Source organism: Agromyces sp. GL_144 (assembly GCF_057834305.1).
Window position 1 is genome coordinate 3,625,818 of record NZ_CM174399.1, and the last position, 26,172, is coordinate 3,651,989.

Consider the following 26,172-nt stretch of genomic DNA (forward strand, 5'->3'; position numbering starts at 1 on the left):
ATGTCTCGCTCGATCCGTTCGTAAAGACCATTATCATCGTCAGTTACAAGCTCGCGAAGGTTTGAAAGTATCTCTCCCCCATCCTCTTCACGTCGGGGGCTTCACCCGCAGATAGTTCCTCAACGGGCACCACCAACTGCGCTAGATCGGCGTGGGCAAGCTCGAAGACGCCCCAATGGATCAGAGATGCCACGCGAGGGTGCCCCTGAGCCTTTGTAACGACCAGCGTCTGCGGTCCGATTGCTGCGATTGCAAGTCGACCGATCCCCTTCTCACCCAAGATCGCCCTTTGAGGGCCGGTGCGACTTCGGGTAGTCGAACTCTGTGCGGACTTGGACGAGGTTCCGAGCGTGAGCCATCTGCCCTCGAAGTCCGCACGCGACATGCCGTCCCCGTCATCCCTGATGACAAAGGCATCTTTGAACCTTATGAAGTCCGCTTCAGCTCTCGTGGCATAGGCGTCATGCGCATTCTTGAACAGTTCACTGATTGCGCTTGGAATCCCAGCAATCTGCTGTCGACCCAACATGTCGACGGCCCGAGCGCTCGTCTTGAACTCAGCCATCATTGGCAATTCTGGCAATACGCAGATGCTCGAGGATGTGCTTTCCCATCGCATTCGCGACAAGCACCGGTACTGCGTTTCCAATCTGCTTTGTTACCGACTTCAAGCTACCGAGAAACTTGTACTCCAGCGGGAAGGTCTGCAACAAGGCAGCCTCACGCGCGCTGATAGCGCGATGCTGCGTCGGATGCCCGTATCGACCGTTGGTAATGTCCGTGCACTTTGTCGTAAGGACGGGAGCCGTGTCGTCATACTTCATCCGGCCATAGGCATCCTGATGCCCCTTGTTATTGCGATGGCACTCAAGCCACAAGTCGTCGGGCCATTCCGACCTGCTTCCACCTTCCGAGAGCGCCATGATTCTACGCATGTTCAGGTCTCCAAGTGCCCCGGAACGATGAAGCGGGTCGTCTGCGTGCGCCTCGCCAGCTTGAATAGCGGGTAGGGAGCCGATCCAATCCCGTACCGTTGAATAAGGCTGTCGCTCAGCGCCATGGGTTGGGACAGGCAGCTCGATAGATCCGTGCAGGGAGGCAAGCAGGACTAGACGCTTGCGCCGCTGCGGCACCCCGTAATCTCGGCAATCGACGACCTCCCACCGAGTTGAGTAGCCGGCACGAGCAAGGTAGCGAAGGAATCGGTTCCAGGTCGAACCACCAGGAATCTTCTGCAACCCAGGGACATTCTCAACAATGAGTACGTCCGGCTTGAGTCGATCCATGAACGGAATGAGCGTGAGCAGCAACGATCGCTCTCGGGGACGGGTTCGCGAAGCGGTCGGGCGCATTGAACTGTAGGGCTGACATGGAGCACAGGCGGAGAAAACTAACGGTGCGTCGTTGTGGATCAGGTGGTCAAAGACGTCATGAGCAAGCTTACGAATGTCAGCTTCGTGAAACTCTGCTTCGGGGAAGTTGGCCCGGTAGGTAGCCGACGCCGCAGAATCAAAATCGACTGCGGCGGCGATTTGCATACCCGCGTCGCGAAGGCCAGCACTGGTTCCTCCGCAACCGGAGAAGAAGTCGATGACAATCGGCTTAGGCACCCGACGCTCAACATTTGTCGAAGCCATGTCCTCCGTCGATCTTGCGCTCACCCATCTCCTCCCTTCTGTCCGCGTTGATTATCGGTCCCACGCACGAACGAAAAAACGTCGCTCCTAAGGAAGCGCCACGCTCGTCCGACCTTCTCTCCAGGCAGTGCGCCCGAGTTGGCGAGAGACAGGACGGTCTTAGTACTTACACGAAGAAGTGCTGCCGCTTCGGCCGTTGTAATGACCTCGTGTTCCGTCATCTTCCTGCAATCTCCCACTGACACCCGCAAGTTCAATCTAGCGTCCAGGGCGGCGATGGCATGCTCACACTCCGTTGGCAGCTGTGAGTCTCAGCTTCTCGGCCCGCCGAGGGCTGGATCAGTACCGGTCTAACGATCGAGACGGCTGGTGCACGCCGTCATCCGTGACGAGGACCGAGCCACTCCACTGGGGCTCGAACGGATGCGTTATGTATGAGGCGACCACATGCGGCGGACTGATCAAGGACCAGAGCGAGCCGCAGGGCGTAGAACTCGCTCGGCGAGAAGCCGAGCTCGTCGAACGCGACGGCGTGCTCGCGCCACGCCCGCAGCGGGGCCGAACCGCCCATGCGGATCTCCCGCGCGATGAACACCATCATCGTCGGCCCCGGAAACCGCGGCGGAAAGTCGAGCAGCGCACTGCTCCACTCGGCACGCCGGGCACGAGGCATCCGCCCCCATCGTTCGAGGGCATCGCCCGCTCCACCATCGCCGTGCACGAACTCGACATGCTCATCGGCAGGCATGATCGCTCCTCACGTTCGGAGGCGCGCGGCCCCCGTCGACTTGCCCGACGCGGATGCCTCGGGCCGGTTCTTCCCCTGGGGCACCCCGCTCGACGGAAGGGGGTTGCCGGGCAGCCGGCCAGGTACCGGAAGCTGCCGCTCGTGAACCTGCCGACGCCGCAGATGCTCAGTTGAAGTCAGACCCCCTCAACTGGGACGAGCGGGGATTCGCCGGGGCGGTTACGTTCGGGGAGACCCACCCGAAGGAGCACCCCTACAATGCAGAAATCTGCCCCAGGCTGGTTCAACGATGGCTCTGGCCAGCAGCGATGGTGGGATGGAGACCAGTGGACGAACTACTTCTTCGATGCGACCGCCGGCGCAGTAGTTGACCGCGAATCCGCCTCAAGCGAACCGGCACGTCCCAGCGCGCCGAAAGCAAGAGGCGGGTGGAAGTTCAAGGTCATCGGCCTCGCCGTGATCATCGTGGTGATCGTCGTGATCTGGGGCTTCGGCGGGCTCTTGCTGGCCAGTGGACTCGCTGCTGGAGCCGTGGGTCTGTACGCCGTCCTGAAGGGCTCGTTCGGCCCGTTCCGCATTCGCTCCCGACCAGTCGCTGTAGCGGTTCTCGTGGCGGGTGTGTTCGTGTCCAGCATTGGTGGTGCCGCTCTCGCCGCGAGTCAGCCGCCCTCGTCGGACGTGGCTGCATTCGTTGCCGCAGGTTCGGCCTCGAAGCGTTCGGTGGCCCCGACGTCGGCTCCGCCATCTCCAACGCCGACACCAACTCCGACTCCCGTACGGACGGAAGCGATCATCGAGGAATCAGCTCCGATCGCCTTCACGACGTCGAGCGTCGACGACCCGAATCTGGATGCCGGGCTCACAGCCGTCGCAACAGCTGGTGTCGACGGCCAGAAGGTCACCCGCATCCGCGTGGTCTCCGTGGACGGTGTCGAGGTCTCGCGGGAAGCCATCGAAGAAGTCGTCACCGTGCAGCCGGTGAACGAAGTCATCGCTACGGGGTCACGACAGCCTCCGCCTCCCCCACCCGCGCCCGTCGACAACGGCTGCGATCCGAACTATGAAGGCGCGTGCGTGCCGATCGCCTCGGATGTCGACTGCGCAGGTGGAAGCGGCAACGGCCCGGCCTACGTCGACGGTCCGGTCTGGATCGTCGGCTCCGACATCTACGACCTCGACCGCGACGGCGACGGCATCGCCTGCGACAGGTGATTGAGCGCGACGCGGTCAACCTCACGGCGGAGGGGCACACGATCACGAAAGTGATGCAGAGCGTAGTCATTTGAGGCGCTGAGAAGTCATACATTGGGACGCTCCCGGCGCCGGTCTCGACTCAGGCTCTCAACCCGTTCGAGGGCGATCAGCGGTTCATGCTGCACGACAACGGCAACTACATCGCTCTCTGATCCGGCAGGGTAGACACATGGAAACCGCACCCATCCTCGCCTGGACCCTGCAGAGCGAGATCCCCGTGCCCGCCGACGTGCAGGGCCTGCTCGTCGAGGGCGAGCAGGCCGTCGCCTCGTTCAAGACGTTCCGCGACTCGGCGACGTTCACGACGAAGCGCCTCATCGTGCGCGATGCGCAGGGCATCAGCGGCAAGAAGGTCGAGATCACCTCGCTGCCGTACAGCTCGATCCACATGTGGTCGAGTGAGAACGCGGGCGGCGTGCTCGACCGCGACGCCGAGATCGAGCTCTGGACCAAGGCCGGGCACATCAAGGTCAAGCTCAAGAAGGGCGCCGACATCCGGCGCATCGACAGCCTGCTCGCCTGGGCGGTGCTGCAGCACTGAGGCCGCCCGCCTCGGCCGCCGAGTTCGCGGCCCGACTACAGGCCGACGAACGACCAGGTCAGGCAGAGCCCGCCCGCGACCACGAAGATCGCCCACGACGGATGCCGCCAGCGCGTGTAGACGATCGGCAGCACGGCGCAGAGCAGGAGCATGCCGCCGATGGAACCCACGATCGCCTCAGGCGAGGCCGCGAGGCCGAAGAGTGCGAGGGCGACGCCGATCGCGATCGCCAGCAGCGAGGTGACGTGCCATGCGAAGCGGATCGTTCCCGCGGCGACCGCACGGCCGCCGCTCATGGGCGGCAGCTCGTCGCGCTCGAGCAGCCACCCCACGACGAAGCGTTCGCCGAGGATCGAATGACCGATTCCGAGCAGGACCATGAGCACACCGGCGATCAAGAGCATGAGGCGAGACTAGCGAGGCTGCACGGCTGCACGGCTACACGGCTGCACGGCTGCACGGCTGCACGGCTGCACGGCTGCAGCATTTCTCCACGGAGCCCCCGGCGCCGAGGCATCCGCTCGCTTCAGGCGTTCCGGGGGTCGTTTCGCGACACCATCACGGGGTTTCGACGGTGATGCTGTCGCAATACGACCTCGGGAGCGAGCGGATGCCGCGGGGCGTGCGTCAGCTCGCTCGTCGATGCCAGGCGGCCGCAGGTCGGCGACAACGCAGCGTCAGTCGAACATGTCGCCGAGGATGCTGCCGATCACGAGGCCGCCGAGGATGCCGCCCATGACGTCGCCCGACCCGCCGCCTCGGCGGCCGCCGCCCCAGCCCTGGCCCCCGCCCCACGAGTCGGGGCCCTGCTGCGGGCGCGAGGCGTTGATGTCGCGCTGCGCGAGCTGCAGCGCCTCGCCGGCGAGGTAGGCGACGCGGCGCGCCATGTCCATGACCTGCTCGCGGTGGTCTTCGCCGATGGCCGGCACGGTCGCGGCCGGCATGCCGAGGTAGCGGTCGAGGTCGAGGCGCAGGCGCTCGGACTCCGCCAGGCGAGTGCGGGCGTCGGCGCCGATCCAGCCGCGGTGGCCGGCGATGACGTCGCGGGCCACGGCGAGCTGGCGGTCGGCATCGTCGATGGCGTGGCGCACGTGCTCGAACGGTGGAATCGGGCGGGCCGCCCGCTCACGGGCGGCGGCGATCGCCATGTCGAGGGCCGCGTTCGCGTCGCGCAGGCGGCTCAGCTGGGTGAACGGGTCGGTGTTGACCCCGGCCGGCGGAAGCGCGGCGAGCGCGGCCTGCAGGTCGGCGACCGCGGTGACGACGCCCGCCGAGCGCGGCTCCTGCAGGGCGGCGACGAGATCGCCGCGGGAGTCCTCGACGATCGCCGCGAGCGTGGCCTCGGCCCGCAGCGCCTCGACCTCGAACGTCTCGACCGCGTCGAGCAGCGTGGCCGCACGGCGCACCGATTCGGTCGCGGCCTCGAGTGCGAGGTTGGCCGGCTCGCGTTGCCCGGCCTCGCGGCGACGCTCGGCGACGCCGGCGCTGTGCTCGGCGAATCCGAGCAGCTGGTCGGCCTCGGCCGGATTGGACTCGACGCGGGCGAGCGCCTCACGCGCATACCGGGCGGCCAGCCGGTCGACGGTGTCGCGCGCATGCGGGACGCGCAGGCGCAGGCTCGCGGCATCCGCTCGCACCGAGGCGATGATCTCGGGGGCGCGACGTGCGCGCTCGATCGTGTCGGCGAGGGCTGACAGGCGTTCGTCGAGCAGGTCTTCGGCCCAGTCGCAGAGCTGCACGATGCGGGCGTTGCGCGTGCGCAGCTCGTCGGCGGTGTCGGGGATCTCGTCGTGGTTCAGCTGGTTCAGCCGGAACGCCTCGCCCAGGTGCTGCTTCACCGCGGCGAGCGCCGTGCCGAGGTCGGCGGTCGCCTCGCGGCCGAGCTCGGCCTCGGCGAAGGCCAGCTCGTCGGCGGTGACGCGCACGCGCTCGTCGGCGGCGACGAGGGCGGTCTTCGCCCGCTGCGCGAGCGTGGCGTCGTGGGCCTCGAGCTCGAGGGTCTCTTGCTTGCGTCTACCCCAGAATCCGGCCATGGGTTCGATCCTAAGGGCGGTCTTGAAAGAGAGCTGAAGGGCGACGGATGCCTCGACGAGGCGCCCGTCACTCGGCCGACGTCACGACGGCGGCGCGCCGGGCGAGCAGGTGGCGGCGCACGGCTTCGTCTTCGGTGAGCTCCGCAGCACGGGCGAAGGCGTCGGATGCCTCGGGTGCGCGGCCTGCGCGAGCGAGGAGGTCTGCGCGCGCCGCCCACCAGGGTTGGAACGTCGACGCGTCGACCTCGAGCGGGAGCGCCGCGAGACCCGCGTCGGGGCCATCGACGCGGCCGATCACGGCGGCGAGCGCGACCTTCGCGCCGAGGCTCGGGGCGACGCCGTTCAGGGCGAGGTACAGGGTGCGCAGGGCTGCCCAGTCGGTCGTGCCCGTGCGCCGGCGGGCGCAGTGCACGGCCTCGATCGCGGCCTCGAGTTGGAAGCGGCCAGGCGGCCGCGCCGGCGCGGAGGCGCGGCGGAGGTACACCTCGCCCTCGGCGATGAGGCCGGCATCCCAGTGGGTCGGATCCTGCTCGTCGAGCGGGACGAACGGGAGCGCCTCGGCCCCGGCGCCGGCGCCGGCGCCGCCGCGCCGCCCGGTCGCGCGCCGGCCCGTCGCGCGCCGGGCGAGCGACAGGGTCACGAGCGATGCGAGCCCCCACGCCTCGGTCTCATGCTCGAGCAGGGCGGCGAGCGTGACCGCGAGGTACCGCGCCTCGCCCGCCATCGAGTCGGGCGCGTCCGCGGATGCGCGCCACGTGATGGCGTGGCATCCGTAGACCGCCTCGAGCACGGCGCGCAGCCGCTCGGGCATCGCACGGCGGTCGGGCACCGCGAACGGGATGCGCGCGTCGCGGATGCGGCGCTTCGCCCGCACGAGCCGCTGCGCCATCGCCGCGGGCGGCACTGCGAACGCGGTCGCGATCTGGGCGGCCTCGAATCCGAGCACGACCTGCAGCATGAGCGGGGTGCGCACGGCGGCATCGATCGCCGGGTGCGCGCACACGAACAGCAGCTCGAGCCGCTTGTCGCCGATCGCGAACGGGTCGAGCTCGGCCAGCGGATCGACGGATGCCGCGACCGGCGTCTCGACGGCATTCGGCCGCGCTCTCGGCACGGGGTTCGACCCACTGGGCTCGGCGTTCGAGCCCGGCGGGCCGCCGGCGCCGTCGTCGAGCGGAGAGGTGAGGCGGCGCTCGGCCGACTTCCACGCGTCCCGTTGGCGATTGCGGGCCACGGTCAGCAGCCACCCTTCGGGATTGGCCGGCACACCGGCATCCGGCCAGGTCGTGAGCGCCTGCTCGAACGCGCCGGCCAGGGCGTCCTCGGCGAGCGCGAGGTCACCGGTCGACGCCGCGAGCAGCGCGATGAGCCGGCCGTACGACGCACGAGCTGTCCGTTCGACGGATGCGGCAGCCGCGTTCGAGACGGATGCCACGCCCGCCCGTGCGTCGTCGGCGTCGGCGTTCACTCGTTGGCGGTCCACACGCCGTCGACCGTGTACACGGCGCCGGGCCGCACCTCGACCGCACCCGCGCCGTAGTCGATCGACGGAGCCTGCTTCGCCCACTCGATCGCGGCGTCGAGGTCGGGCACGTCGATCACGAAGGTGCCGCCGAGCTGGTCCTTCGTATCGGCGAACGGGCCGTCCTGCACCCGCACGGTGCCGCCGTCGGCACGCAGGGTCGTCGTGCTCGACGACGGGCGCAGCACCTCGGCGCCGAGCAGCACGCCCGCCGAGTGCAGCGTCGCCGCGTAGGCCGCGAAGGCCTGCTGACCCTGCTCGAGCGCCTCGGGGCCGAGCTCGTCGGCCGTCATCTCGGGGTAGTGCAGCAGCAGTGTGTAACGCATCCGTTCCTCCTTCGGCCCGATCCAGCCACAGGGTACTCGCGCACCCTCGTTGCCGCCCGGGTCGTCTCGTCACGACTCCCCTTCGGGAGTCCGGCCGAGTTTCGGCCTCTACAGGGATGACGACCGAGGGGAGGGTCGATCGACAAACTGCGGCTACACGGCTACACGGCTACACGGCTACACGGCTACACGGCTACACGGCTACACGGCTACACGGCTACACGGCTACACGGCTACACGGCTACACGGCTACACCATCTCAGAGCGGACGCCCGGGTCGCCACCGCGCTGTGCCGGCGCCTCACGCCTCGGCTTCGTGTCTGCCCCGTCGCACCGCGAGCTCGACGAGCTGCGCGAGGTCGTCGGCGCGCAGTCCCGGCCAGCCGTGCAGCTCGGCACGCCAGCGCGCGGGCACCGCCGAGGCGCCCCACTTCGCACCGGCGAGCGATCCGGCGATCGCCGCGACGGTGTCCGTGTCGTTGCCGCAGCGCACCGCGCGCTCGAGCGTCTGCTGCAGGCCCTCGCCGGCCTGCCCCGCATGGTGGATCGCCGACCACGCGGCCTGCAGCGCCGCCACGACCCATCCGTTCGACCCGGGGATGTCGCGGGGCTGCGCCTGCTCGGCGACGTCGATGAACCCATGCCACCGCCCGCGGCGCTCCGCGGGCAAGGCGTCGATCGGCGTACGCACGTCGTACGCTCCCGTGCGGATGGCGCGCCGAATGGCCAGCGACCAGATGACGCAGGCGTCAGCGGCATCCGTCTCGTAGTGGGTGAGCTCGCTCACTCGGCGGGCCGCGGTGGCGAGCGCCTGCTCCGCGGCCGCGTCGGCTTCAGCATCGTCGGCGGCGTCGCCGTGGCCGTCGCCGTCGCCGAGGAAGCCGAGCGCCACCGGGCCCGTGCGCATGAGCGAGCCGTTGCCGGCCGAACGGCCGCTCGCGTCGTGCACCCGCTTCGCAGCCGAGCGCACGTCCTCTTCGGTGACGGTGTCGGGATGCCGCGACGCGAACGCCGTCGCCCCGAGCACCTGCCGGGTCTGGATGCCGACGTCCTTGGCGTCGATCGCCCAGTGCTTCCACGCGCCCGCGATGCGGGCGAGCACCGAGGCATTCGTCAGCGACTCGCCGCGCGCGAGCGCCTCGAGGACCGGCACCGACATCGAGGTGTCGTCGGTCCACTCGCCGAGCTCCCACGGGCCGCCGGCTTTGAGGACGACGGGAACGTCGTCGGGCAGCGACGGCTTGAACTCGTAGGGCGCGCCGAGCGCGTCACCCGCGGCCGAGCCGAGCACGGCGCCGGTCGCGCGGTCGAGCAACGGGTCGGCGGCAGCGTTCGCGCCGGCAGCGTTCGCAGCCTCGTCTTCGAGGGGCGCGTCTCGAGGGTCGGTCACGGGTCTCCAATCGGTGGGCGCTGCGCCCATCGTCCCATCCCAGGCCCTCCGGGGGTCATTTCACGACACCGCGACGGCGATCCGACCACGATCCTGGCGCAAGACGACCCCCGGAACGGATCCCCCCCCGGCCGAGGCATCCGCTCGCGCGAGGAGGGCGGCGCCGCACAGCCGGCCATGGCTCAAGGGTCGTGAATCGCGCCCGTGCAACGTCGCGCCCGTGCGACGTCGCGCGCAGTGCGCCGCCCCGACCGCGGCCTCGAGCTGCACGGCCCACCGATGAGCATGGCGCGTACGTCACGCGGCGGGCCCGGGTGAGCGGCGATCGAGCTCATCATCGATCATGCGGGGCAGGCGCAGCGTGAAGCCCGCGACGACGACCACGACCGTGCTCGCGGTCAGCATCACGATCGACGCGTCCCACCCGCCCGTCGCCGAATGCAACGCGCCGAACGCGATGGGCCCGAGCGCGCCGATGCCGTAGCCGAATGACTGGACGAAGGCGCTCGACGCGACCGTGACGGCCTGCGTACGGCTGCGTCGGTTCAGCAGATAGAGACACAGTGGAAAGTACGCGACGCCGAGTCCGGCGGCGACCACCCACACGCCCGTCCATCCCGACGGCTGCCACAGCAGCCCGCCGTAGCCGACGAGCAGCAGCCCCGCGCCGACGAACACCGACACCGCGCTGCGCCGCGCCGTCGCCCCGATGACGGGCACGAGCAAGGCCGGGAGCGACCCCATGATGCCGTAGAGGGCGAGCAGCCCTCCGGCCGCCGCCGGAGCGATGCCACCCGTGTCGATGAGCACCGCGGGCAGCCACGCCATCGCCGAGTAGGCGTGCGAGGCCGCGATGGCGAAGAGCCCCGCGATCGCCCAGGTCACCCCCGAACGCCAGACGGGTACCGAACGCTGTCGCGGATCGCCTGTCTCGGGGACGACCTCGACTGGATCGATCACGGGGGGATGGCGGCGCATCACGACGAACCAGAGCACGAGACCGATGAAGCTCGTCGCCGCCCAGATCGCCAGGGCGATCCGCCATCCGGCCGCCGCCTCGACCGGCACCGCCGTCGAGGCGGGGAGCGCCGTGCCGAGCGACTGCGCGACGACGTAGAGCCCGGTGACCACCGCGATGCGCGTGCTGAAGTGTCGTCGCACGAGCGGCGGCAGCAGCACGTTGCCGATGCCGATCCCGGCGAGCGCGAGCACGGTGCCCGCCAGGAACATCTCGCCCGAACCGGCGAAGGCTCGTACCGCCTGGCCGAGGGTCGTCACGGCGAGCGCGAGGCCCATCGCAGCCTCGAGGCTCATGCGACGCACGAGCATCGGAGTCGCGATGCCGAACACGGCGAGCCCGATCGGCGGCAGGGCCCCGAGCACGCTGAACCCGAGGGTTCCGAGCCCGAGCTCGGCGTCGATGGGAGCGGCCATCGGCGAGACCGCCGCGATGATCGTGCGCGTGTTGAATGCGGCCATGAGGAAGGTCGCGAGCAGGACCCAGCCGCCCGAGCCTGCCGCGCGCCGTGCGGCCGCGGGCGTCATCGGCGTCGGCTCGAACGATCGGTCGCGACGACCACCGCAACCGTGCCCAGCAGCACCGCGAGCACGAGTTGCCAGGACGGCGCCCGCCCGTCGGCCGCGACGGCGAGTGACAACGCGCACCAGAGCTGGCCGACCACCGTGAGCAGTCCGAACAGCAGCACCCCGATCCGTGGAACGGCGATGGTCGAGACCGTCACGAGGACGATGCCGAGCGCACCGCCGACGAGCATCCACCACTCGACCGGCAGGCCGGCGCCCGTGGGACGCCAGCCGCCCAGCATGGTCACCGCCCCGAGCACGACCGTGCCGACGAGGAAATTGACCGTGGCCGCGATGACCGCGCTGCCGGCGACGGCACGGACCCGGGCGTTGGCCGACTGCTGCCACCCGCGCAACAGGCCCGCGACGAACGGCAGTGCGAGCAGCAGCGATGCTGCGGCCGCGCCGCCCGGCGTGGCCGCGCCGGCGAGCCCGAGCGCCGCGATCCCGAGCAGCGCACCGATGACACGGCGGGCCGATGGGGCACGCCGCACGACCCCATGCAGACCCACCATGTCGACGACGACGCCCGAGACCATCTGTCCCGCCACGAGGGCGACGGTGAACGCGGCGACCCCGGCGACGCCGACGGTCGTCGCCTGGGCGAACACGAGGAACGCGCCCGCGACCCCGCCCAGCAGCATCCACCAGCCGAGCTCGCCGAGGCGAAGGGCGCGCATGAGCGGCGCGACCCGCGCCCTGATGCCCGGCGTCGCGACCGTGACGGTGACGAGGATCGCCGAGCCGGTGCCGAACGACACGAGCGCCGCGAGCGGCGCCGAGGCGAGCGCCACGGCGAGCGCACCGTTGACCGCTGCCTGCAGGGCGCTCGTCGCACCCGAGAGCACCGATGCGGCGGCGACGACCGATCGACGCGTCGATTCCCGGAGGTCAGCGTGCACGGCGCTCGAGCAGGTGCGCGAGCGCCTCGCGCACGAGCGCGTCGTCGTCGTCCTCGGCGAGTCCACTGACCGCGGCCGCGGCGAACCGGACTCCCCCCACACCGATCGGCACGGCGCCGCCGTACCCGCTGTGCCGCTGAGGGTCCAGCGAGGAGTGCACCGAGAAGTCCTTGCCGCGCATGCGGTAGAACTCACCGACGGCGGCAGATGACTGCGCGAAGACGAGGGCCGTCGCGAGCTTGCGCTCGACCCAAAGGTCGTTGTTCCGGCTCGCGCCGCTCAGAGCGGCATGAAAGGCGCGTTGGGACCCGATCATGACGCAGATCGCGATCGGCAGCGATCTCGCACGGCCGAACTCGACGAGCGTCGAACCGAGCTCCCACGCGTCGTCGGGCCCGAAGCGATCGAACTCGTACCGCGCGTCGTCGTCGACGAGTCGCCGATAGCGGTCGGAGACCTCACTCATCACGCTCTCCCGGGTATCGCACGCCGACCTGCCGCCGCGCCTCATCGAGGGTTCCGAGCACCGCGATCGATGCCGACAACGGCAGGATCGCGCTCTCACGTCGACCCTCGGCGATGTTGCGGGCGACCTCCGCCACTTCGTACTGGAACCCGTTCCGCGCGCTGCCGTCGAACACCCACCCGTCACCGCCGTGCGGTACGACGTGCATGACGGTCGGGCGCAGGAACGGCCCGTCGAAGAAGACCCGTGCGTCGGTGCCGGTGATCGTCGCATCGATGCCACCGAGCGCCCACAGCGTCGTGCCGACCGTCGCCCGTGCCCGCCCATCGAACCCGAGGGCGATCGCGACGTTCGCGTCGACACCGGTCTCGGCGAGCACCCCGTCAGCGTGCACGGACCGCGGCTCCCCCAGCACGTCGTGGACGAACGACATCGGATAGACGCCGAGGTCGAGCAGGGCTCCACCTGCAAGTGCCGGGTCGTAGATGCGGTGCGCCGGATCGAACGCGAATCGCTGCGCGTGGTCGGCATGCATGTGCACGATGTCCCCGAGCTCGCCGCTGGCGACGATCTCGCGCAGGCGAACCATGTGCGGCAGGAAGCGGGTCCACATCGCCTCCATCGCGAAGACGCCGGCCGCGGCAGCCGCATCCGCGATCACGGACGCCTCCGCCGCCGTGCGCGCGATCGGCTTCTCGATCAGCACGGGCTTGCCCGCCGTGATCGCGAGGAGCGCGTGCTCGAGATGGCGGCTGTGCGGCGTCGCGACGTAGACGGCGTCGACGCGCTCGTCGCCGACGAGCGCCTCGTAGCCACCGTGCGCGACGGGGATGCCGTGCTCGTCGGCGAACGCGCGGGCCTTCGTGACGTCGCGCGAGCCGACCGCGATCACCTCCGAGCGCGTGTGCTTGGTCACCGCGTTCGTGAACTTGCCCGCGATGAACCCCGCACCGATGATGCCCCACCGCAGCGGTGGTGCGGAGAAGGGGTCCTCGATCGTCATGGGCATCCTCTGCTTCCTCCGCGTGCGACGCGGACTCGGGTACGGGTCGGCCGAGCGTCGGCCCGGGTTCAGTTGTTGAGCGAGAGCCCGCCGTCGACGGTGAGGATGACACCGGTCACGTACGTGGCACGGATCAGCGACTCGACTGCGTCGGCGACATCTTCGGGGGTGCCGACGCGGCCGAGCGAGGTCAGGTCGATGACCTCCTGGCGCCGCTCGCCCCAATCGCTCGTCCACGCGGTCTCGATGAAGCCCGGTGCGACGGCGTTCACGCGCACCTCAGGGCCGAGCGCCTTCGCGAGCGCGCGGGTGAGTTGGTTGAGCGCGGCCTTCGACACCGAGTACGGCAGCGAACTGCCGGTGACCCGGATGCCCGCCATCGACGAGACGTTGACGACACAGCCCAGCTCGGAAGCCCGCAGCAGCGGGAGGGCGGCCTTCACCGTGTTCCACGCGCCGATCACGTTCACGCCGAGGATGCGATCCCAGTCGGCACGGTCGATGCCGTCGAGGTCGCGGTGCGCCACGACCTTCGTCGTGCCGGCGTTGTTCACGAGCACGTCGAGCACGCCGTAGCGTTCGCGGATCGCAGCGATCATCCCGTGCACGTCGGATTCGTCGGAGACGTCCCCGGCAACATGGAGCGACGGCGTCGTGGTGCCGGCGAGGGTGATCGGGGTGTCCGGCGCGGTACGCGAGTTGATGACCACGCGCGCGCCGGCCGCGGAGAGCCGCTCCGCGATGCCACGCCCGATGCCGGTCGTGGAACCCGTCACGAGCGCGACGCGTCCTTCGAGGTCAATCGTCATCGGGGTCTCCGTTCGTCGGGATGGATGCGCCGGGATCGATCGATCGGGCGAGCTTGCCGCTCGCGTTCCGCGGCAGTGCGGCCACGAACACGATGCTCGGACGCTTGAATTTCGCAAGGCGTTCGACCGCGTACTGCTCGAGCTCGAGGGCGTCGAGCGCGACGCCGACCACCGGCTCGACGTAGGCGACGAGAGTCGAACCCAGCCGGTCGTCGGGCCGCTCCCGCACGAGCACCTCGCCGACGCCGGCGTGGTCGCGCAGCACCGACTCGACCTCGACTGGATAGACGTTCTGGCCGCCCACGACGATCATGTCGTCCTCGCGGCCGGCCAGCACCAACGCCCCGTCGACGTCGATCGATCCGACGTCGCCCGAACTCTCCCACGCGGACGCATTCGCGTGGTACGCCGATGCGCCCCCCGCCGCCGGGACCGCATACGGCCGGCCCCGCTTCTCGATGCGGCCGATCACGCCGTCGGGCACGGGAGTGCCGTCGCCCCCGACGACGCGCACCGTCGTGCCGAGCGTCGGCCGGCCGACCAGGCCGGCGCGGTCGTCGCCCGCGGAATGCTCGACCCAGCTGACCCAGCCGAGCTCGGTCGAACCGTAGTACTCGATGAGGCGGCGGTCGGCGAGTGCTCGCCGACGCAGGGCGAGAGGCATGGGTGCTCCTGCCACGACTGCGAGGCCGAGCTCGGGCAGGGGGCCGTCAGCCGCATCGAGGATGTCGCGCAGCATCGTCGGGACCACCGCGGTCCAGGTCGCGTCGTGCCGCCGGGCCATGGCGACTACGGCTGCGGGGTCATAGCGTTCGACGAGCGCGACCGTTCCGCCGCCGGCGAGTTGCCCGACGGCCTGGCTGAACCCGATGCCATGCGCGAGCGGCGCCGCGGCGATCTGCACGCCGTGGTCGCGCCACCGCCACTCGAGGGCGTTCAGCATCACGTTGGTCAGGAGCCTCTCGTGCGACATCGCGAACAGCCGCGGTGTTCCCGTGCTGCCGCCCGTCGTCGAGATCCAGGCCGCCGAATCCGCCGACGGGAACTCGAAGTCCGCGCCGGCGTTCGTCCCGTCGAGGGCCGCTCCGTCCCCGGTCGCCCCGCCCCCTCCTCGATGCCCGTCGAGACCGTCGACGACTGCGACGTCGCGCGCCGACCCCCCGAGTCCGGCGCGCCGGAACGCCGCCGCGCGCGTCACGAGGCTCACCGCGGCATCCGCCTTCTCGACCAGTGCGACCAGCTCGCGATCACTGAGGGCCGGACTCAACGGCATCAATGCAGCGCCGAGCAGGCCGGTCGCGATGAAGTACTCGAAGACGGATGCCTCGTTGTAGGCGACGATCGCGACGATCGACCCGCCCCCCACGCCACGGGCACGCAGGTCGACGGCGCGCCGCTCCCCGCGGGCGTAGAGCTCGGCGAACGTCACCGTCTCTCTCGCGTCGCGGCCCACGAGCGCGGGCCGACCCGCCGTGGCCGCCGATGCCGCGAGCGCCGAGAAGATGCTCGGAACGGTGATCATGCGGCCGCCCGCACGAACCTCGTCACGGACTCGGCGACGCAGCACGGCCGCTCGGCTCCGTCGGCCGTGAACGTCACTCGCGCGATCATGCGCACGTGCTCGGCGTCGGGCGCGACCATGAGCGGTTCGAGCACCGCCGAGACGTGCGAGCCGACCGGCAGCGGTGCCGGGAACCTGACCCGGTCGAGCCCGTAGTTGATGCCCATCGCCGCGTCCTCGACGTCGAGCAGTTCGTCGAACACATGCGAGAGCAGGCTCAGCGTGAGGAAGCCGTGGGCGATGGTCGCCCCGTACGGGCCCGATGCGGCCCGGTCGGGGTCGACATGGATCCACTGCGGGTCGAGCGTGCAGTCCGCGAACGCGTCGATCCTGGCCTGATCGACGAGCACGGGAGCAGAAGGCCCCAGCCGGCGCCCGACGAGGCCGGGCAGCTCGCCCAGACGCACTCGTGTCATCTCAGGTATCCGTTCGCGAGCCATCCGCCGTCGACGCTCAGCGCCTGACCGGTCGCGAAGGCCGAGCGGTCGCCCAGCAGGAAGAGCGCCGCTCCGACGAGGTCCTCCGGCGTTCCGAACCGCCGCAACGGCGTCCGTCCTTCGACCAGTTCGCGGCTGAGCACGCCGCGCTCGAGGAGGTCGGCGACGAGGTCGGTTGCGATGTAGCCGGGCGCGATCGCATTCACGCGGACCCCCAACGGACCCCACTCGACCGCGAGTGACTTCGTCATGCCCAGCACCGCGGCCTTCGAGGAGACGTATGCGGCACGCTCTGGCTGGCCGACGAACGACGACAGCGAGGCGATGTTGACGATCGATCCGCTCTCGGCCGCCACCATGTACCGGGCGGCGGCGCGTGCGCAGACGAAGACGCCCGTGACGTTGGTCTCGAGGATCCGCCGCCAGTCGTCGAGGTCGAACTCGAGCGAAGGCGCCACCTTCGTGATGCCCGCATTGTTCACGAGCCCGTCGATCGCACCCCAGGCGTCGACGACGTCGGCGAACGCCCCGTCGACGGATGCCTCGTCGGTCACGTCGACCGCGAAGGCGAGCACCTCGGCATCGGTATCGGTGCGCACCCCCGCGGCGAAGGACTCCAGCCGCTCGCGATCGCGGCCCAGGATGACGAGCCGGGCACCCGCCTCGGCGACGCCACGTGAGATGGCGGCGCCGATACCGCGCGCACCTCCGGTGACGACGACGACCCGTCCGGTCAGATCGTCCGCAGTCCGTGACATCTCAGAAGATCCTTCCCTGCAGGAATGCGTCGTCGTGGTCGATCTCTCGGAGGATCGCGAGCTCCTCATCGGTGGGCGCAGGGGTCTCGGCGATCTCGTCGGGCCAGAGCAGTTCGAAGCCGGTCTCCTCCTCGACGCGAGCGCGCGTCACGCCGGGGTGGAGCGAGACGACCCGCATACGGCGGGACTCGGGTTCGAAGTCGAGCACCGCGAGATCGGTGAACACCTTCGACGGCCCGCCGCCGATGAGGCCGAGGCGCTCGCGGTGGCCGGGGCCGTCGCCGAAGCCCATCGCCGACCGATAGTCGACCTTCTCGACGAACGTGCGCCGCACGTGGGGGATGATGATCAGCGTGCGCTGGGCGTTCGCCGCATGGTCGGGCTGCGCGATCGCGCCGACCAGCCGCACCTTCGGCTTCGCGTAGTCGCCGATCGCGACGCTGTTGAGGTTGCCGTAGGGGTCGACCTGGGCGCCCGAGATGAAGCCGATGCTCATCTTGCCGCGCTTGAACCCGTCGAGCGCGGTCTCGACCGGGATCTGCGCCGAAGCCGACCAGCGCAGCAGGTTGCGGTCCTCGAAGCAGCGCGGGGCATGCTCGATGTCGGGCTCGAGCGCGACGCCGTACTGGGCGATGAAGTCGACGCCGCGCCGGTGCGCGAGCGCGATCGCGAGCGTCGGCACGCCGACCGCGAAGGCGAACGCCCGGCCGCCCGTTCCCAGCCCGATGAAGCCGAGCTCGCCGTCGCGGAGTTCGCGCGACACGGCGGTCGCGAGGAGCTGTTCGATCGTGTAGTCGCTCATGAGCGGTCAGCCTTCCTGGGCGTCGTTGCGGGTGGCGTTGGTGAGGAGGGCGGCGACGCCGACCCGGTCCAGGTACTCCCAGTGATCGGCGACGCCGCGGACCCGATCGTCGAGGTACGCGTCGAGCGTCTCCGCCGAGCCCGTCGCCTCGTAGTAGCGGCGAAGCTCGTCCTGGTCGTAGCCGTAGCGGGAGTCGCAGCAGCACGGGTGGGCTCCGAACGGGGCGTGCACCACTGCGCTCACGTATTCGCGCGGCAGGAAGGTGCGCAGCGGGTGACGCCGCACGTGCTCGGCGCTCACGACCTCTTCGACCGAGACGATGACGTGCTTGGCCGAGCGTGCGATGTAGGTGTCGACCGTATTGTCCATCCAGTTCTCGTCGTCGAGCTGCGCGTTGCCGTGCGGGTCCGCAGCATGGGCGTGGATGAGTGCGAAGTCGGGCTCGACGCCGCGCACCGCCGCGTACGTGCGGCCGGTGAACGGCGAGGTGATCTCGACCAGTCCGTCGTTGTACGTCATGAGGTCGGTGCCGAGCGGCGTGCCGTTGGGCAGGAAGTCCACGCCGAGCGCGGTCGCGCGGAAGATGTCGATCGCGGTCGTCTCGGAATGGTCGACGGTGCGCACGCGGCCGGACTCGACCTCGCGGCGCATGTTGCGGGCCAGACCGAGCGGCCCCATGCCGACGTACGACGTCTCGACGACTCGTGCGACGCCCGCGCCGACGAGGATGTCCATGTCCATGCCGTTGTTCCAGCCGAGCAGGTGCAGATCCTTCTTTCCCTGCCGGATGAGTTCGCGGACCAAGGCCATCGGATGGCGGCGCAGGGTGTGGCCGCCGATCGCGACGGTGGCGCCGTCGGGGATGACGGCGATGGCCTCCTCCAATTCGGCGAGGCGTGTGGGGATGCGGGATTCTGACACGTGGGTCACTGCTCCTTCGAGGACGGGCGGCCGAGCCGCGTGAGGTAGACCCCGTCGGGATCGATGCGTTCACTGAGGATGCGCAGCTGCTCGGCGGTGGGTTCAGGGGTGATGGGCAGGGGATCGGGAATGCCGAACTCGAAGCCCGTCGTGGAGATGAGCTCGTCGAGGTCGACCCCCGGGTGGATCGATTCGAGCACCATGACCTTGGTCTCGGGATCGAATCCGAACACGCATTTGTCGGTGATCACGCCGATCGGGCCGCCGCCCGGCAGGCCGGCGCGCTCGCGGGCACCCGGTCCGGTGAGGTACCCGGGCGTCGTGAGGTAGTCGAGCCGATCGACGAACGTGCGCGCGTTGTGACGCGTCACGATGACGTGGTGCTGCGCGAGGCTCGCGATGTCGTTCGCTCCGCCGGAGCCCGGCAGTCGGGTCGAGGGGTGCTCGTACCCGCCGATCACGGTCGTGTTGATGTTGCCGTACCGGTCGATCTGCGCGCACCCGAGTACCCCGAGGGCGACCCTCCCTCCGTGCAGCAGCAGGAGGCTGTCGAGCATTCCGCTGACGCGACGCGCGGTGGACACCAGGCGCGGGTCGCCGACGGCCTTCGCGATCGACCTCGGCTGCGGGTCGAGCACGCCCGACTCGAACTGCAGTGCCGCGTTCGGCGCATGCGTCGCCTTCGCGAGGTAGGCGGCCACCATCGGCAGTCCGGTGCCGATGAACACGGTGTCGCCGTCTCGGATGTACCGGCTCGTGGCGATCGTCATGACCTCGTCCATCGAGTACCCGCCCGAGTACTCGGTCGCGTCGTCGCTCATGCTCGCTCCTCCTCAGGCCTCGTCGCGACCTTCAGCGTGGGATCGACCCGCAGTCCGAAGAGGCGCTTCGCACCCACCCGTGCGAGATAGTCATCGTGGTCCGTCGTTCCGAGCACCCATTCGTCGAGGTATCCGGCCACCGCCTCGCGCGAACGCGACGCGGTGTAGTACTCGTCCATGTGCCCGAGATCCTCGTCGTACTCGCCGTACATCGCCGCCGGGTGCGAGCCGTACGGTGCGTGCACGACCTGGTCGACGAGCACGCCGGGCACCGAGACGAGTTGGTTCCGGTCGACGATCTCGTCGGCGCTCACGATGCGCTCGGCCGTCACGATGACGCGCCGTGCGGCGCGCACCTGGGCGTCGACGACCGAGATCGCGCCGTCGATCACCCCGTTGCCACGTGCGTCGGCCCGGTTGACGTGGATGACCGCGACGTCGGGCTGCAGTGGCGACACGACACCGACCTCCTCGCCGTCGAACGGTGAGACCGTGCGCGCGTATTTCGGTTCGGGGGCGGTGGAGATCGCCTCGATGTCGGTGCCGGCGAGCGACCGGATCGGCAGGAACGGCATGCCCCAGCCCGCGGCCATGAGACGCAGGCTGAGCGCGAGGTGGCTGTGGTCGTCGACGCGGACCTCGCCGTCCTCGATGCCGCGGCTGATCGCCCGGCATCGCCCGAGGCCCTCGAACATCAGGTTCGACAGGTTGATCGCGTCGACACGACCGGCCGCGGTGAGGAATTCCGCCGGCCAGCACTCGGCGATCGCGTCGAGGGTGAAGCCGCCTCGTCCCTGACGGATGAGCTCGCGGACGAACGCCATGGGATGCCCGCCGTGCCCGAAGCCACTGAAGCTCAACGACGCTCCGGCGGGCACGCTCGCGACCGCGTCGACGAGCGAGGTGAGCTTGCTCTGCTCCGCGATGCGGGGCGTCCGGGTCTCGTCGCTCATTGCGCCGTCAACCCTCCGTCGACGGGCAGGTCGACGCCGGTCACGAACGACGACTCGTCGGCGAGCAGGTAGCGCACCGCGTAGGCGATGTCTTCCGGGCGGCCGAGACGGCCGATCGGGACCTGGGCCACGAGCCGCGCTTCGAGGGCGGCGGTGCCCGCGGCGTCCGCCTTCGGACCGACGACCTCGACCATGCGCGACTGCATCGGGCCAGGGTGCACACTGTTCACCCGTATGCCCTCGGCGGCGTACTGCGTCGCTGCCGACTTCGCGAGCAGCCGCGCACCACCCTTCGAGGCCTGGTAGGCGGCACCGCCGCCCCGGCCGACGAGCCCGTCGACCGAGCCGATGAGCACGATCGATCCGCCGCCCGCGCGCCGCATCGCCGGGATCGCGGCCCGCATCCCGAGCCAGGCGCCCGTGAGGTTCACCCGCAATGTCCGCTCCCAGGCATCGAGTTCGGTCTCCTCCACGCCCGGGCGGCTCAGCACTGCCGCATAGTCGACCAGTCCGTCGACGCGGCCGAACTCCGTCTCGGCCGCGTCGACCAGGTCGGCCCATGCCTGCGCGTCGGCGATGTCTGCGGGGCGCGCGATCGCCGTGCCGCCCGCCGCGCGAATGGCGACCTCGACCTCGGATGCGCCGGGGCCCGACGCATCCGCGACGACCACCTTCGCGCCTTCGCGGGCGAACAGCGTCGCACCGACCCTCCCCTGTGCGCCGGCACCGCCGGCGACGATGACGACCTTGCCGTCGAGTGTTCCCATCGCTGCGTCTCTCCTTCGTGTTCGTTCGGTCAGGCCGCGGCCGCGCTCACGCGCGGTCCACGGTCACGGTGCCCTCACGCCAGGACCGGCGGATGGCTTCCAGGGTCCGTGCGTTCTCGATCGAGTCCTCGAGCGTCACGACCGGCTCCGCGCCGTCGAGCACGACCTCGGCGAACTGCTCCAGTTCGAGCTCGTACTGGTCGGCGAAAGGGAGCTCCTCGCTCGTCCAGGTGCCATCGGTGTGCTGGCGCTCGATGACGACCGGGCCCTGTACGCTGCGCGTTCGGAACGCGTTCGGCAGCCGGATGCGGCCGCCGGTGCCGAGGATCTCCACGTGGCCGCCGCCCGGCACGTCGAGCGCGGCGAAGAACTGGCCCACGACGCCGTTCTCGAAACGGATCTCACCCGAGATCTGGGTCTCGACGGAGCGGCCGCCGGAGCTGCGCGCCTCGGAGCGGACCTCGACGGGAACAGATCGCGCGTAGGTGCGCAGTCCGTTGACGCAGTACGATCCGAGGTCGGTGAGCGCGCCGCCGCCCCGAGCCGGGTCGAGGCGGATGTCGTCGTCGACGGTGCCTGCGCGCACGTCGGCAGCTGCCGAGAGGTCGAACGTGTACGTCGCCCTGACGAGGCGCACCTCGCCGATCGCGCCGTGCTCGATCAGGTCGAGCACATGACGCACCTTCGGGTGGAACCGCCACATGAAGCCCTCGACGAGCACGCGGCCCGCGTCGCGTGCGGCAGACGCCATCTCCTGGGCTTCGACCGCGTCCATGCCCATGGGCTTCTCGCAGAGCACGTGCTTTCCGGCACGGAGGGCCGCGAGCGTCCACTCGCGGTGCATCGTGTTCGGCAGCGGGATGTACACGGCATCGACATCGGGCGCGGCGAGCAGCTCGTCATAGGAGCCGTACGCGTCGGGGGCGCCGAGTTCGTCGGCGAGGGCGCGCGCGGCCTGGAGCCGGCGGCTGCCGACGGCCTGCACTCGACTGCGTGGCGCGGCGAGCAACGCTGGACCGACCTCGGCCGTCGTGATCTTCGCCGTGCCGAGTACGCCCCATCGGACCTGGTTCATCGGTAGTGCTCCCTCAGTTCGATCGCGCATCCGTGCGCGGCAGCCGGGTGGATGTAGGCGACCCAGCCGTGCGGGCTGCGCCACGGCTCGGCGTCGATCATGCGGACCTCGCCGGCCACGAGCCGTCCGACGGCGTGATGGATGTCGCCGATCGCGTAGCAGACGTGGTGGAGTCCCTCGCCGCGCGACGCGAGGAAGCGCTCGAGCGGGCCTTCACCGGTGGGCATGAGCAGTTCGACGCGCGCACTGCCGCCTCGGAGGAACTGCACGCTCGTGGCCCTGCCCTCGAGTTCGACGGGTCCGCCCTCGCGTTCCATGCCGAGGGCAGACTCGTAGAACCCGGCCGCGACGTCGAGGTCGCGCACCACGAGCCCGATGTGGTCGACCGCGGTGACGGCGTCGGCCGACCGTTCGAGCGGCGCGAGGGTCTCGTCGTACGACGGCATCAGTGGATCCCCGCCGTGGCCAGCCGGCGCATGTAGCGCTGGGAGAAGGAGAAGATCGCGATCATCGGCAGCGCGCCGATCAAGGATGCCGCAGCGAGCGGGCCCACAAGCGCGAGGTAGTCCTGCTGGAACCCGGTGACGTACACCGGATACGTCAGCGTGGCCGGGCCTGCCAGCGTCGCGACGACGATGTAGTCGACGTATACCTGGAGGGCTGCCAGTGCCGAAGTGGCCGCGACGCCGGGCGTCGCGATCGGCAGGACGACCGAGAAGAACGAGCGGAAGGTGCCGGCGCCGTCGACGCTCGCCGCCTCCTCGACCTCCCGCGGGATCGCATCGAAGAAGACGCGGAGCGTCCAGATCGAGTACGGCAGGGCCAACGGGATGAGTGCGAACACGAGCCCGTGCAGCGTATTCAGGAGTCCGATCCCCGAGAAGATGATGTAGAGCGGAAGCACGAGCGCGACCGGGGGCACGCTCCGAAGCACGAAGAACCCGAGATACGTGCCTCGTCCGCTGCGCTGGTGACGCAGGTGAGACAGCGCGTACGCCGCCGGCACCGCGATGACCATCGCGAGCACGGTCGCGCCCACGGTGACGATGATGCTGTTGATGAGCGCAGGCCAGATCACGTACTGGCCGGTGAGGATGAACTCGTAGTTCTCACCCGTCACCGCAGGGGGCAGCTCGAGTCCATCGAGCGTCGTCCCGTCCGGCGTGATCGAGACCGCGAACAGGAAGTACAGCGGAATGAACACCCAGAGCAGGATGATCGCGAGCAGAAGGTACTTCGGGATGCTCCGGATCGTCGAGCGCGTGCTGACGGCCATCAGAGCTCCTTGCCCTGCGTGCGGTTCCAGTACAGGACGGCTCCGATCGACAGAGCGGCGGAGATCACGAGCATGACGATCGCGAGCGCCGACCCGTAGCCGTAGTTCAGGAACTTGAACGCCTGTTCGTAGATATAGGTGCTCATGAGGTGCGTGGACCCTCCCGGCCCGCCCTGGGTCATCACCCATACGAACGGGAACGAGAGGAACGAGTCGACGGCCTTGAAGCTCAGAGTCACGAAGATCACCGGCTTCATGAGCGGCAGGATGATCAGCCGCAGCCGCTGGAGATAGTTCGCACCGTCGACGGTGGATGCCTCGATGAGGGTGCGATCGAGCGCATCGAGCCCGCCGGACAGCAGGAGGAACACCCAGGGCGACCATGCCCAGATCACGGTGATGATGATGGCCCAGAGGGCGAGCTGGGGGTTGCCGAGCGGGGGGCTGATCAGGTCCTCGAGGCCGAGTGTGCGCAGGAACTGCTCGTTCGGCGGCGACCACATGATCGTGCGCCAGAAGACCGCGCTCGCGGTCGGGATGATCAGGATCGGCAGCATGAAGACGATGCGGAAGATCTTCGACACCGTGGGTCGCATCGAGAAGAGGAGCAGCGCCTGCGTCATCCCGATGAGGAAGTCGAACGCGATCACGACGATCACGTAGACGAAGGTGCGCACGAGCGACGCGACGAACTCGGGGTCGCCTCCGCTGAGGATCTCGGCGAAGTTGTCGAAGCCGATGTACTCGTTGATGCCTCGGGTCAGGTCGTAGTGCCGGAGGCTGAGGTACGCGGTGTAGCCGAGCGGCGCGACGATCAGCAGCAGCACGACCACCGCGGCAGGTATCAGGAAGAACCAGTACTTTCCGGTGCCGTTACGCGATCGGAACAGCGAGCGACGCGGGAACTTGCCCTGGGTCACGATCGCGATCGTGTCGGTTCGGCGGCCGAATGGGATCGTGGAGGTTCGATCGGTCATCGGGAACCACCCTGTTCCTCTCTGTCGTATCGAGATGGTCTGATTGGCCTGGGCCGGCGGGGTTCGCCCCGCCGGCCGGGCACGGTCGGATCAGTCGGCGAGTCCCGACTCGTCGACCTCGTCTTGGATCGCATCACCGCTCTCGACGGCGTACTCGTCGGGGGTGAGGTCACCCTGGAAGAGACGTTCGACGAGGGGCAGGTTGGTGCCCTGGCGAATGCGGCCGGTCGCAGTCGTGATGACGTACGGCTTGGCGTTCTGCACCGTCGCCGCGACGCCCTCGGGGATGAGGTTCTCCGCGGTGGCCCAGTCGAGCAGTTCGAGATCGGTGGGCACGAAGACACCCTCGCCCTCGCTCAACGCGAGCTTGAGGTTCTCCTCCGACATGACCCACTTCATGAACTCCCACGACGCGGCCTTGTGCTGGCTGCAGTTCGGGATGGCCCGCCCCCAGAAGAAGGTGATGCCCCCGGCGTCGTCGACGAAGTTCGGCGGCTCGAACGACCCCGACTCGCCGATCACGCTCGTCACGTTGTCGGCGTTGAACTGCGCCCACGGAAGGTAGATGTGATCGTAGATCATGGCCGCATCGCCCGCGGTGTAGAACGCCGTCGCCTCGGCGGTCGCCATCGACGTGACCTCGGTGGGTGCCGATCCGTTGGCGACGAAGTCCGTGAGCCAGGCCGCGGCGTCAGCGACCGCCGGCTGGTTGTCGGTGTTCTCAGGCCCCCAGAGCGCGTTGAAATCGTCGTCCTGGTAGCCGTTCACGCCGTGCCGGAAGATGACGTCGGCAACCGTGGTCTCGGCCGAGTCGCCCTGGCCCGAGAACACGATCCCGTACTGCGTCCCACGTCCCGTGAAGAACTCGGCGAGGTCGACGACCTCGTCGGGCTTCGTCGGCGGAACCGGCAGCGCGTACCCGTACTGCGCCTCGAAGTCGGCCTGATTGGTCGGGTCGTTGAACAGGTCCTGCCGGTAGGCGATCGCCTTGCTGCCCGAGTAGTAGGGGTAGTACTTCAGCTGGTCCTCGTAGACCATGGCGCCGCTGACCCAGCCGACCTGACGGTCGAGGAGCTCATCGGTGCTCGAGCCGTCCTTCTCGAGATACGGGCCGAGGTCCTCCATGTACTGGGCGGCCCCTGGCATCGCGCCGTCGAGGATGGACACATTGTCGTACGTGCACGCCCCGACCGAGACATCCCGCAGGAACGTGCCCTCGATGTCGACGGTCGCGACCGGGTCGAGTTCGACGTTGATGCCCGTCTCCGCGGTGAATTCGTCGAGTCGGTCCCATACCGGGTTGAACTGCTGGTGGCCTGAGCTGACCAGTACCTTGATCGTCTGACCCTCGAGGTCCTCGTCTCCGGTGTCAGGTGCGGATTGCGTGCACGCCAGGAGACCGAGGGCCATTGCCGACGCGACCGCCGCCATGGCGCTGCGTCGAATGGATTGCCTTCTCATTCTTGTGCCTTTCTAATGGCGCCGTTGCCTGAAGGTCTGAAGTACTGTGTCTTCCACGGCGTCGGGGTGACGGAATGGTGTCTCGGGCTCGACCGGGTTTCGCAGCTGGGGCGAGCACGAGGCGTTTTCGGGAACCTCCTTTCTGTTC

The 26,172-nt window shown here is 69.3% G+C and carries 29 protein-coding genes and 1 riboswitch; of the genes, 2 read left to right on the forward strand and 27 right to left on the reverse strand.

The window, feature by feature from the left end; all coding sequences use genetic code 11:
* Positions 1–43: 43 nt before the first annotated feature.
* The 4 genes from AC3IPY_RS16645 to AC3IPY_RS16660 form a co-directional block, all read right to left on the reverse strand.
* Entirely contained in the window at positions 44–565 is a 522-nt protein-coding gene (locus AC3IPY_RS16645; RefSeq protein WP_489185375.1) for an ATP-binding protein, read from the reverse strand.
* Positions 558–1,661, reverse strand: coding sequence for a DNA cytosine methyltransferase (locus AC3IPY_RS16650; RefSeq protein WP_489185376.1), 1,104 nt, complete (start codon positions 1,659–1,661; stop codon positions 558–560). The genes AC3IPY_RS16645 and AC3IPY_RS16650 overlap by 8 nt, the downstream gene beginning before the upstream one ends.
* Positions 1,658–1,858 (reverse strand): helix-turn-helix domain-containing protein, encoded by a 201-nt coding sequence (locus AC3IPY_RS16655; RefSeq protein WP_489185377.1) that lies wholly within the window; start codon positions 1,856–1,858, stop codon positions 1,658–1,660. The genes AC3IPY_RS16650 and AC3IPY_RS16655 overlap by 4 nt, the downstream gene beginning before the upstream one ends.
* A 158-nt stretch (positions 1,859–2,016) precedes the next feature.
* Positions 2,017–2,385: a hypothetical protein gene (locus AC3IPY_RS16660; RefSeq protein ID WP_489185378.1), complete on the reverse strand. Its 369-nt coding sequence runs from the start codon at positions 2,383–2,385 to the stop codon at positions 2,017–2,019.
* A 31-nt stretch (positions 2,386–2,416) separates the two neighbouring features.
* A riboswitch (SAM riboswitch) is annotated at positions 2,417–2,532 on the reverse strand.
* A 111-nt stretch (positions 2,533–2,643) separates the two neighbouring features.
* Here AC3IPY_RS16660 and AC3IPY_RS16665 point away from each other — a divergent pair.
* On the forward strand, positions 2,644–3,597 hold the full coding sequence (locus tag AC3IPY_RS16665; protein WP_489185379.1) for a G5 domain-containing protein: 954 nt from the start codon (positions 2,644–2,646) through the stop codon (positions 3,595–3,597).
* 211 nt (positions 3,598–3,808) lie between these two features.
* Positions 3,809–4,180 carry a PH domain-containing protein gene (locus AC3IPY_RS16670; protein WP_489185380.1) on the forward strand — a complete coding sequence of 124 codons (372 nt, stop codon included), beginning with the start codon at positions 3,809–3,811 and terminating at the stop codon, positions 4,178–4,180.
* 35 nt (positions 4,181–4,215) lie between these two features.
* Here the strand turns inward: AC3IPY_RS16670 and AC3IPY_RS16675 are convergent, their stop codons facing one another.
* From AC3IPY_RS16675 to AC3IPY_RS16785, 23 genes are all read right to left on the reverse strand, one after another.
* Complete coding sequence (locus tag AC3IPY_RS16675) at positions 4,216–4,584, reverse strand: hypothetical protein (protein ID WP_489185381.1); 369 nt, start codon at positions 4,582–4,584, stop codon at positions 4,216–4,218.
* A gap of 273 nt (positions 4,585–4,857) precedes the next feature.
* Positions 4,858–6,213, reverse strand: coding sequence for a hypothetical protein (locus AC3IPY_RS16680; RefSeq protein WP_489185382.1), 1,356 nt, complete (start codon positions 6,211–6,213; stop codon positions 4,858–4,860).
* Between the two features lie 67 nt (positions 6,214–6,280).
* Positions 6,281–7,696, reverse strand: a complete 1,416-nt coding sequence (locus tag AC3IPY_RS16685) for an RNA polymerase sigma factor (protein ID WP_489185383.1) — start codon at positions 7,694–7,696, stop codon at positions 6,281–6,283.
* The gene (locus AC3IPY_RS16690) at positions 7,678–8,061 is read right to left on the reverse strand and encodes a YciI family protein (RefSeq protein ID WP_489185384.1); all 384 of its coding nucleotides are present in this window, start codon (positions 8,059–8,061) and stop codon (positions 7,678–7,680) included. Before AC3IPY_RS16690 ends, AC3IPY_RS16685 begins: the two co-directional genes overlap by 19 nt.
* A gap of 301 nt (positions 8,062–8,362) precedes the next feature.
* Positions 8,363–9,451, reverse strand: coding sequence for an ADP-ribosylglycohydrolase family protein (locus AC3IPY_RS16695; protein ID WP_489185385.1), 1,089 nt, complete (start codon positions 9,449–9,451; stop codon positions 8,363–8,365).
* Between the two features lie 297 nt (positions 9,452–9,748).
* The gene (locus AC3IPY_RS16700) at positions 9,749–10,996 is read right to left on the reverse strand and encodes an MFS transporter (RefSeq protein ID WP_489185386.1); all 1,248 of its coding nucleotides are present in this window, start codon (positions 10,994–10,996) and stop codon (positions 9,749–9,751) included.
* Positions 10,993–11,937 carry a DMT family transporter gene (locus tag AC3IPY_RS16705; RefSeq protein ID WP_489185387.1) on the reverse strand — a complete coding sequence of 315 codons (945 nt, stop codon included), beginning with the start codon at positions 11,935–11,937 and terminating at the stop codon, positions 10,993–10,995. The genes AC3IPY_RS16700 and AC3IPY_RS16705 overlap by 4 nt, the downstream gene beginning before the upstream one ends.
* Positions 11,927–12,403 (reverse strand): heme-binding protein, encoded by a 477-nt coding sequence (locus tag AC3IPY_RS16710; protein ID WP_489185388.1) that lies wholly within the window; start codon positions 12,401–12,403, stop codon positions 11,927–11,929. Before AC3IPY_RS16710 ends, AC3IPY_RS16705 begins: the two co-directional genes overlap by 11 nt.
* On the reverse strand, positions 12,396–13,406 hold the full coding sequence (locus AC3IPY_RS16715) for a Gfo/Idh/MocA family protein (RefSeq protein ID WP_489185389.1): 1,011 nt from the start codon (positions 13,404–13,406) through the stop codon (positions 12,396–12,398). Before AC3IPY_RS16715 ends, AC3IPY_RS16710 begins: the two co-directional genes overlap by 8 nt.
* A gap of 68 nt (positions 13,407–13,474) precedes the next feature.
* Positions 13,475–14,215 carry an SDR family NAD(P)-dependent oxidoreductase gene (locus AC3IPY_RS16720; protein WP_489185390.1) on the reverse strand — a complete coding sequence of 247 codons (741 nt, stop codon included), beginning with the start codon at positions 14,213–14,215 and terminating at the stop codon, positions 13,475–13,477.
* Positions 14,205–15,737, reverse strand: coding sequence for a class I adenylate-forming enzyme family protein (locus tag AC3IPY_RS16725; RefSeq protein ID WP_489185391.1), 1,533 nt, complete (start codon positions 15,735–15,737; stop codon positions 14,205–14,207). Before AC3IPY_RS16725 ends, AC3IPY_RS16720 begins: the two co-directional genes overlap by 11 nt.
* Entirely contained in the window at positions 15,734–16,192 is a 459-nt protein-coding gene (locus AC3IPY_RS16730) for a MaoC family dehydratase (RefSeq protein ID WP_489185392.1), read from the reverse strand. Before AC3IPY_RS16730 ends, AC3IPY_RS16725 begins: the two co-directional genes overlap by 4 nt.
* The gene (locus AC3IPY_RS16735) at positions 16,189–16,971 is read right to left on the reverse strand and encodes an SDR family NAD(P)-dependent oxidoreductase (RefSeq protein ID WP_489185393.1); all 783 of its coding nucleotides are present in this window, start codon (positions 16,969–16,971) and stop codon (positions 16,189–16,191) included. The genes AC3IPY_RS16730 and AC3IPY_RS16735 overlap by 4 nt, the downstream gene beginning before the upstream one ends.
* 1 nt (position 16,972) lies before the next feature.
* Positions 16,973–17,773 (reverse strand): CoA-transferase subunit beta, encoded by an 801-nt coding sequence (locus tag AC3IPY_RS16740; RefSeq protein WP_489185394.1) that lies wholly within the window; start codon positions 17,771–17,773, stop codon positions 16,973–16,975.
* 6 nt (positions 17,774–17,779) lie between these two features.
* The gene (locus AC3IPY_RS16745; protein ID WP_489185395.1) at positions 17,780–18,694 is read right to left on the reverse strand and encodes a CoA transferase subunit A; all 915 of its coding nucleotides are present in this window, start codon (positions 18,692–18,694) and stop codon (positions 17,780–17,782) included.
* A gap of 5 nt (positions 18,695–18,699) precedes the next feature.
* Positions 18,700–19,515, reverse strand: a complete 816-nt coding sequence (locus AC3IPY_RS16750; protein ID WP_489185396.1) for a CoA-transferase subunit beta — start codon at positions 19,513–19,515, stop codon at positions 18,700–18,702.
* The gene (locus AC3IPY_RS16755; RefSeq protein ID WP_489185397.1) at positions 19,512–20,468 is read right to left on the reverse strand and encodes a CoA transferase subunit A; all 957 of its coding nucleotides are present in this window, start codon (positions 20,466–20,468) and stop codon (positions 19,512–19,514) included. The genes AC3IPY_RS16750 and AC3IPY_RS16755 overlap by 4 nt, the downstream gene beginning before the upstream one ends.
* Positions 20,465–21,235 (reverse strand): SDR family NAD(P)-dependent oxidoreductase, encoded by a 771-nt coding sequence (locus tag AC3IPY_RS16760; protein ID WP_489185398.1) that lies wholly within the window; start codon positions 21,233–21,235, stop codon positions 20,465–20,467. Before AC3IPY_RS16760 ends, AC3IPY_RS16755 begins: the two co-directional genes overlap by 4 nt.
* Before the next feature lie 46 nt (positions 21,236–21,281).
* The gene (locus AC3IPY_RS16765; RefSeq protein WP_489185399.1) at positions 21,282–22,310 is read right to left on the reverse strand and encodes a Gfo/Idh/MocA family protein; all 1,029 of its coding nucleotides are present in this window, start codon (positions 22,308–22,310) and stop codon (positions 21,282–21,284) included.
* Positions 22,307–22,756 (reverse strand): VOC family protein, encoded by a 450-nt coding sequence (locus AC3IPY_RS16770; protein ID WP_489185400.1) that lies wholly within the window; start codon positions 22,754–22,756, stop codon positions 22,307–22,309. The genes AC3IPY_RS16765 and AC3IPY_RS16770 overlap by 4 nt, the downstream gene beginning before the upstream one ends.
* Complete coding sequence (locus AC3IPY_RS16775) at positions 22,756–23,586, reverse strand: carbohydrate ABC transporter permease (RefSeq protein WP_489185401.1); 831 nt, start codon at positions 23,584–23,586, stop codon at positions 22,756–22,758. Before AC3IPY_RS16775 ends, AC3IPY_RS16770 begins: the two co-directional genes overlap by 1 nt.
* Positions 23,586–24,563 (reverse strand): carbohydrate ABC transporter permease, encoded by a 978-nt coding sequence (locus AC3IPY_RS16780; RefSeq protein WP_489185402.1) that lies wholly within the window; start codon positions 24,561–24,563, stop codon positions 23,586–23,588. Before AC3IPY_RS16780 ends, AC3IPY_RS16775 begins: the two co-directional genes overlap by 1 nt.
* Positions 24,564–24,653: 90 nt before the next feature.
* Complete coding sequence (locus tag AC3IPY_RS16785; RefSeq protein WP_489185403.1) at positions 24,654–25,973, reverse strand: ABC transporter substrate-binding protein; 1,320 nt, start codon at positions 25,971–25,973, stop codon at positions 24,654–24,656.
* Between the last annotated feature and the right edge of the window lie 199 nt (positions 25,974–26,172).

Excerpts from the sequence above, each read along its gene's own strand:
- AC3IPY_RS16645 (WP_489185375.1), bottom strand. The coding sequence starts at position 565 with ATGGCTGAGTTCAAGACGAGCGCTCGGGCCGTCGACATGTTGGGTCGA.
- AC3IPY_RS16655 (WP_489185377.1), bottom strand. The coding sequence starts at position 1,858 with ATGACGGAACACGAGGTCATTACAACGGCCGAAGCGGCAGCACTTCTT.
- AC3IPY_RS16660 (WP_489185378.1), bottom strand. The coding sequence starts at position 2,385 with ATGCCTGCCGATGAGCATGTCGAGTTCGTGCACGGCGATGGTGGAGCG.
- AC3IPY_RS16665 (WP_489185379.1), top strand. The coding sequence starts at position 2,644 with ATGCAGAAATCTGCCCCAGGCTGGTTCAACGATGGCTCTGGCCAGCAG.
- AC3IPY_RS16670 (WP_489185380.1), top strand. The coding sequence starts at position 3,809 with ATGGAAACCGCACCCATCCTCGCCTGGACCCTGCAGAGCGAGATCCCC.
- AC3IPY_RS16675 (WP_489185381.1), bottom strand. The coding sequence starts at position 4,584 with ATGCTCTTGATCGCCGGTGTGCTCATGGTCCTGCTCGGAATCGGTCAT.
- AC3IPY_RS16680 (WP_489185382.1), bottom strand. The coding sequence starts at position 6,213 with ATGGCCGGATTCTGGGGTAGACGCAAGCAAGAGACCCTCGAGCTCGAG.
- AC3IPY_RS16690 (WP_489185384.1), bottom strand. The coding sequence starts at position 8,061 with ATGCGTTACACACTGCTGCTGCACTACCCCGAGATGACGGCCGACGAG.
- AC3IPY_RS16700 (WP_489185386.1), bottom strand. The coding sequence starts at position 10,996 with ATGACGCCCGCGGCCGCACGGCGCGCGGCAGGCTCGGGCGGCTGGGTC.
- AC3IPY_RS16710 (WP_489185388.1), bottom strand. The coding sequence starts at position 12,403 with ATGAGTGAGGTCTCCGACCGCTATCGGCGACTCGTCGACGACGACGCG.
- AC3IPY_RS16715 (WP_489185389.1), bottom strand. The coding sequence starts at position 13,406 with ATGACGATCGAGGACCCCTTCTCCGCACCACCGCTGCGGTGGGGCATC.
- AC3IPY_RS16720 (WP_489185390.1), bottom strand. The coding sequence starts at position 14,215 with ATGACGATTGACCTCGAAGGACGCGTCGCGCTCGTGACGGGTTCCACG.
- AC3IPY_RS16725 (WP_489185391.1), bottom strand. The coding sequence starts at position 15,737 with ATGATCACCGTTCCGAGCATCTTCTCGGCGCTCGCGGCATCGGCGGCC.
- AC3IPY_RS16730 (WP_489185392.1), bottom strand. The coding sequence starts at position 16,192 with ATGACACGAGTGCGTCTGGGCGAGCTGCCCGGCCTCGTCGGGCGCCGG.
- AC3IPY_RS16735 (WP_489185393.1), bottom strand. The coding sequence starts at position 16,971 with ATGTCACGGACTGCGGACGATCTGACCGGACGGGTCGTCGTCGTCACC.
- AC3IPY_RS16740 (WP_489185394.1), bottom strand. The coding sequence starts at position 17,773 with ATGAGCGACTACACGATCGAACAGCTCCTCGCGACCGCCGTGTCGCGC.
- AC3IPY_RS16750 (WP_489185396.1), bottom strand. The coding sequence starts at position 19,515 with ATGAGCGACGACGCGACCGAGTACTCGGGCGGGTACTCGATGGACGAG.
- AC3IPY_RS16755 (WP_489185397.1), bottom strand. The coding sequence starts at position 20,468 with ATGAGCGACGAGACCCGGACGCCCCGCATCGCGGAGCAGAGCAAGCTC.
- AC3IPY_RS16760 (WP_489185398.1), bottom strand. The coding sequence starts at position 21,235 with ATGGGAACACTCGACGGCAAGGTCGTCATCGTCGCCGGCGGTGCCGGC.
- AC3IPY_RS16765 (WP_489185399.1), bottom strand. The coding sequence starts at position 22,310 with ATGAACCAGGTCCGATGGGGCGTACTCGGCACGGCGAAGATCACGACG.
- AC3IPY_RS16770 (WP_489185400.1), bottom strand. The coding sequence starts at position 22,756 with ATGCCGTCGTACGACGAGACCCTCGCGCCGCTCGAACGGTCGGCCGAC.
- AC3IPY_RS16775 (WP_489185401.1), bottom strand. The coding sequence starts at position 23,586 with ATGGCCGTCAGCACGCGCTCGACGATCCGGAGCATCCCGAAGTACCTT.
- AC3IPY_RS16780 (WP_489185402.1), bottom strand. The coding sequence starts at position 24,563 with ATGACCGATCGAACCTCCACGATCCCATTCGGCCGCCGAACCGACACG.
- AC3IPY_RS16785 (WP_489185403.1), bottom strand. The coding sequence starts at position 25,973 with ATGGCCCTCGGTCTCCTGGCGTGCACGCAATCCGCACCTGACACCGGA.